The organism is Pseudomaricurvus sp. (genome assembly GCF_965662505.1).
Classification (GTDB): Bacteria; Pseudomonadota; Gammaproteobacteria; order Pseudomonadales; family Cellvibrionaceae; genus Pseudomaricurvus.
Genome location: NZ_CBFIHX010000206.1, coordinates 1 through 3,761 on the forward strand (window position 1 = coordinate 1; position 3,761 = coordinate 3,761).

General features: G+C 51.8%; 4 protein-coding genes. 3 read left to right on the plus strand and 1 reads right to left on the minus strand.

Translation table 11 applies throughout. From position 1 onward, the window contains the following. The 3 genes from ACTG33_RS16590 to ACTG33_RS16600 all read left to right on the plus strand — a co-directional run. A partial coding sequence (locus ACTG33_RS16590) for a TetR family transcriptional regulator C-terminal domain-containing protein (RefSeq protein ID WP_439136333.1) occupies positions 1-388 on the plus strand: 388 nt, incomplete at its 5' end. Positions 389-512: 124 nt separating this feature from the next. Then, positions 513-1,622, plus strand: coding sequence for an NADH:flavin oxidoreductase (locus ACTG33_RS16595; RefSeq protein ID WP_439136334.1), 1,110 nt, complete (start codon positions 513-515; stop codon positions 1,620-1,622). 212 nt (positions 1,623-1,834) lie between these two features. Beyond that, positions 1,835-2,215 carry a hypothetical protein gene (locus ACTG33_RS16600; protein ID WP_439136335.1) on the plus strand — a complete coding sequence of 127 codons (381 nt, stop codon included), beginning with the start codon at positions 1,835-1,837 and terminating at the stop codon, positions 2,213-2,215. 13 nt (positions 2,216-2,228) lie between these two features. Here ACTG33_RS16600 and ACTG33_RS16605 read toward each other — a convergent pair. Then, positions 2,229-3,761 (minus strand): PQQ-dependent sugar dehydrogenase (locus tag ACTG33_RS16605; protein WP_439136336.1); only part of this gene is annotated, 1,533 nt, incomplete at its 5' end.

A 3,761-nucleotide genomic window follows, 5' to 3' on the forward strand; every position in this document is an offset into this window, starting at 1 on the left:
CTCGGCGATGGAAAAGTTGGATCTGTACGTCAAGGGTACGCTGCGCTATGCCTGTGGCGACAAGAAGATCTGTCCTCTGAGCAGCTTGCAGGCTGATATCGCCTCTCTGCCGGAAGCCATGCGTCCTGCGCTGAAAAGGATGGACGATCACGAACTGGACTTTATTGCCGAGCTGCTGGAGCAGGGGCGCAATGATGGAGAGTTTCATTTTTCCGGTGAGGCGCGCAGTCAGGCTATCCTGTTTGTCCTGACGTGCAAAGGCGCTTTGCAGTATTCCCGTGTTCACGGCAGCGGCGTTTATGACGCAGCCATGACGCAAATGAAAGCTTTATTACTGGGGCAGATCCCTGACCCCGCAGCCGTTTCTGGCATCGAACAATCACAATAGTGTTTACCGCGAGTAGTACGGGAGCTGAGCTCCTCCTTCTCATAAAACACATTTAATGAATTAACCATCCTACTGGTAGGTAGACGGGGTGGGATAATGTTTAACATCACCACGGAGATTTCTAATGACTACAACCAACAGTCTTTTCAAGCCTTTTTCTTTGGGTACTTTAGAGTTGCCCAATCGGATTGCAATGGCGCCCATGACGCGTTCATTCTCCCCAAACAATGTGCCTAACGAGCAGGTCGTTGAATATTATCGTCGTCGTGCAGCTGGCGGTGTCGGTCTGATTATTACCGAGGGCACCTGTGTGGGACACAAGGCCGCATCCGGTTACCCAAACGTTCCGTTTATCGCCGGTGAAGAGGCTTTGGCGGGTTGGAAGAAAGTTGTCGATGCTGTTCATGCGGAGGGCGGGAAAATTGCACCGCAGTTGTGGCATGTAGGGGCGATTCGCAAGCCGGGTGTGGAGCCAGGTGGTGATCTGCCAGGTTACGGCCCTTCCGGTATGGCGATCCCAGGCAAGGTGACCGGCCATGAAATGACGAAGGCAGACATCGATGAAGTGGTGGCTGCATTTGCTCAAGCGGCAAAAGATGCGAAAGCCATTGGCTTTGATGCGGTTGAGGTTCACGCCGCTCATGGTTATCTGGTCGACCAGTTCTTCTGGGAAGGCACCAACCAGCGTACCGATGAATACGGTGGTGATCTGGCGCAGCGTTCACGTTTTGCCATTGAAATCGTTCAGGCGATTCGCGCTGCGGTAGGGCCGGACTTCCCAAACATTTTGCGCTGGTCACAGTGGAAGCAGCAGGATTACACGGCACGTTTGGTTGAAACTCCCGAAGCTTTAGAGGCGTTCCTGAAGCCACTCAGTGATGCCGGTGTCGATATCTTTCACTGCTCTACCCGTCGTTTCTGGGAGCCGGAATTCGAAGGCAGTGACCTCAACCTGGCAGGTTGGACTCGCAAGTTAACCGGCAAGCCATGTATGACGGTCGGCAGTGTCGGTTTGAATAATGAATTTCTGCCCAAGCCGGGAGAAGCTTCTTTCCAGGCCGCGGAGCCAGCCAGCCTGGATAACCTGCTGCAGCGCATGGATAATGAAGAGTTTGACCTGGTGGCTGTTGGGCGCGCATTAATTGCGAATCCAAGCTGGGTCAATATGGTGCAGGAAGGTCGGTTGGAAGAGCTAAAAGCTTATGATCAAGCGGCGTTGACGTCGCTGGATTAAGCTTACGCTTCAATCGTTATAAGAACGCCCACGGGACTATGGTCTCGCGGGCGTTTTTACGTTGTGGCTCCCTGATTTATCCGCGTTGTATTAATGTTGTACCCGGCGCTCAGGTCTTGTTACCATGCGCGCTTCTCGATCGGACTCTCGATCCGGTCTGCCTACCTAATGAACGTTTTCGATATTTCTGATTTATGAAAAAGCATATTGCTGTGCGCCTGAAATCTTACTATCACGGAGAGACAGGATTTCAATATAACGGTGCCGCTGTGGTGAATTCTGCGTTAGAAAAACGCGATCCCGCACTCAAAAATATCACGGAAGAGTTACACAATCTGGGTCTGGTTTTTGACATTGATGGCTGTAGCCTATTTTGGTTTCAGATCGATGATGACCAAACTTGTGATTTCTACCATCGCTTTAATGAGGTGGAAGTTGTCTTTGAAAGTGAGTGGTTTGAAGCACAAAAAGCACGGATTCGCGGTATGGCGGGTACGATGTACTACGATGCCTGCGCCGAGATCGCCAGGAGTGTGGTCCTGAAAGATCAATCCCGGCCTATCAGCTATTCGTTGCCTACCAAGGTTGCTTGATCAGAAGCCGGTATTAATCGCCTGATTCCTCACTCAACAAATAAATTGCCAGATCACGTCGCTGAGTTTCGCTCAGATCGTATTGAGGCATAGGTGGGTTAGGGCTGAGGAAATAGTCTTTCAGTGTGTTGAGCGTGTAGCGCTGACGCAGTTGCTGAAGTTTCTTTCCTGAATGATTGCCTTCGCCATTGAGCAGGTGGCAACTGCTACAGGCATTCAATGCGTAGAGGGCCTCGCCCTGCTTGTGAGACTCATTGATCTCGTCGCTAGACAGTGTTTGCCATTGAGGGTCTTCCAGAGGCTCCTGAGTGTTATCGCTCAGAGTGTTTTGGTCTTGGCCATAGCAAACCCGATAGATTGTTCCTGAGTAATCATCGGAAACATACAGACATGCATCCGGACCTTCGGCAATGTCTACCGGACGTCCAATAATACTGCCATTGGCTTCAAAACCGGTCATAAAATCCTGACTGCGGATCGTGCCGTCTGGGCTCCAGTGCAGGGAAATGACCTTATAGCCGTCGGGCGTGCTGCGATTCCAGGAGCCGTGCAGTGCAACCAGGGCGCTGTTGTCATAGCCTGCGGGCATGTTGGCCTGACGAATAAATCGCATTCCGAGTGGGGCGTTATGCGGGCGGAAGCCAAACGCTGGAGAGACCGCATCATCCAGCAAGCTCTCTTTGCCTTCTCCGAGATCCGGGTCGAGATCACCAAAGCCATTAATGAACGGCCAGCCATAAAAGTGGTTGCGTTCAATTTTGTTCAGCTCGCAAACCGGGTAGTCATCTCCGAGCAGATCACGGCCGTTATCAGTGGCATAGAGACTGCCATCCCAGGGCGCAAAGTCCATTCCGACACTGTTGCGTAAACCGCTGGCAAATATTTCGCCATTCTGACCATCGGTATCAAACCGCATAATGGTCGCCCGCCGCTCGTCTTTCTCGATACAGACATTACAGGTGGACCCCATGCTCACATAGAGATAGCCATCGCGGATACGAATGGATTTGGTCCAGTGATTACCGTTGTCTGTGAGTCCCGTCACGATGCGTTCGTAGGGGCCCGTCAATTCGCCCGTTTGATGATTAAAGGCCACACGCCCCACCGCATTGGATTCCGCGATGTACAGCCAGTTTTCGTAAAATTCGAGGCCGTGTGGACGTGTCAGGTTGTCGAGCAAAACGGTGCTGCCGTCGTGGCGGCCATCCTGATTGTTGTCGCGCTTAAGCAGTAGAACGTTGCCTTCGCGAGGTTGGCTGACCACAAGATCGCCCTCTCGGGAGAATTCCATCATGCGGACTTTTTTTAATCCGCTGGCGTACTGTCCAATACTGAAACCGTCGGGAACCGATAGACGCTGTTCTATGGTGGCCTGGTCCGGGGATTCAGTACCAAACCCAAACAAGGCATTGAGAATGGCAGCGGGGCTGGATATTGGGCCAAAAGACATAAAAGCCACAAGGCCCAATACCAGAACAACCCAGATGATCAGAAAGGCGGTAATGCCTCGTTTTAACCAGACAAACATATGACGGATTTCCTTATG